Here is a 1,109-nt window from a genome sequence, read left to right on the forward strand (position 1 = left end):
TTTTTCAATCACTTTCGAAGTTGAGAGTGGGGTCTCTTTAAATAAGTCGAGATAATGGCTTCGTTATAGAAGCAACCTAGTCAAGCAATATAGTACTGTTGGAATAATCTAAGTATACAATCGTAAACTGAAAAAGACGTTTTTAACCGATAATCTGGTAAAAAGCGGCTTTAGTCGGTTTGCGATTGTTTTTTTTATGGGAATATGCTTAAATACCGCCTTCTTTTGAGTAGCTAAACTAATCAGTCCCGTTTTTTGGCGCACTTTTAAAGATATTTTGCAAAGCTTTCGCTTTTGAGTCTTTTATTAAAAGATTTTTGTGAGAAGATTTTTTATTAAAGGATTTTGCTAATAAAGAATAATGACTAAAAAATAATCCTATCTCTATCCCAAATTATTAAGGTACACCCTCATGGCTAAGTTATCTCTTGACGCATTAAACGACATCGACGGCTTTATCGCCGCTGCGCTAGTAGACAGCGAATCTGGTCTTGCAATGGCTACTCTTGGCTCTGGTATCGACCTTGAGCTAGCAGCGGCTGGCAACACCGAAGTACTACGCTCTAAGCGCAAAGTAGCAGCAGCGTTAGGCTTAAATGAGAACATCGAAGACATTCTTATCACTTTGAGCAAGCAGTATCATTTGCTACGTCCACTAGTACGTAATGACAATTTGTTTTTATACCTTGTACTTGACCGTCAAAAATCAAACCTTGCCATGGCGCGTCATATTTTAAAAGGTTTCGAGACTGAATTAGAATTCTCGTAAGCCTGTTGGTACAAAACAATGAGTTATCTAAAGCATCTACCTGATAAGTAGATGTTTTTTTTGTTTTCTAACCCCACTCTCAACTTATTTTTCTAAGGTATTGGTTTACTTAGTTTTTAACATTTCAGTTAAAACAATTAAAATTTTGGTGGTGTATCAGAAAGTATGCTGAGTTAATAAAGGAGAGTGACAGCCGAGGCAAGATGATATATTTGAGGTTATGAAGACACAAATACAGATCGATTGCCCCGACTGTCACAGTCCCAGTTTAAAGAAAAACGGCAAAAAAAGCTATGGCAAGCAGAACTATCAATGTAAGGACTGCAAACGCCAGTTTATT

The 1,109-nt window shown here is 36.9% G+C and carries 2 protein-coding genes; both read left to right on the forward strand.

All coding sequences use genetic code 11. From position 1 onward, the window contains the following. The first annotated feature begins 412 nt into the window (after positions 1 to 412). The gene (locus IQ457_RS13440) at positions 413 to 769 is read left to right on the forward strand and encodes a roadblock/LC7 domain-containing protein (RefSeq protein WP_200663882.1); all 357 of its coding nucleotides are present in this window, start codon (positions 413 to 415) and stop codon (positions 767 to 769) included. A 220-nt stretch (positions 770 to 989) separates the two neighbouring features. Beyond that, the coding region (locus IQ457_RS13445) for an IS1 family transposase (protein ID WP_200663883.1) at positions 990 to 1,109 on the forward strand (120 nt) is incomplete at its 3' end.

It is taken from the genome of Psychrobacter sp. M9-54-1, from assembly GCF_016613355.1.
Lineage (GTDB): Bacteria > Pseudomonadota > Gammaproteobacteria > Pseudomonadales > Moraxellaceae > Psychrobacter > Psychrobacter faecalis.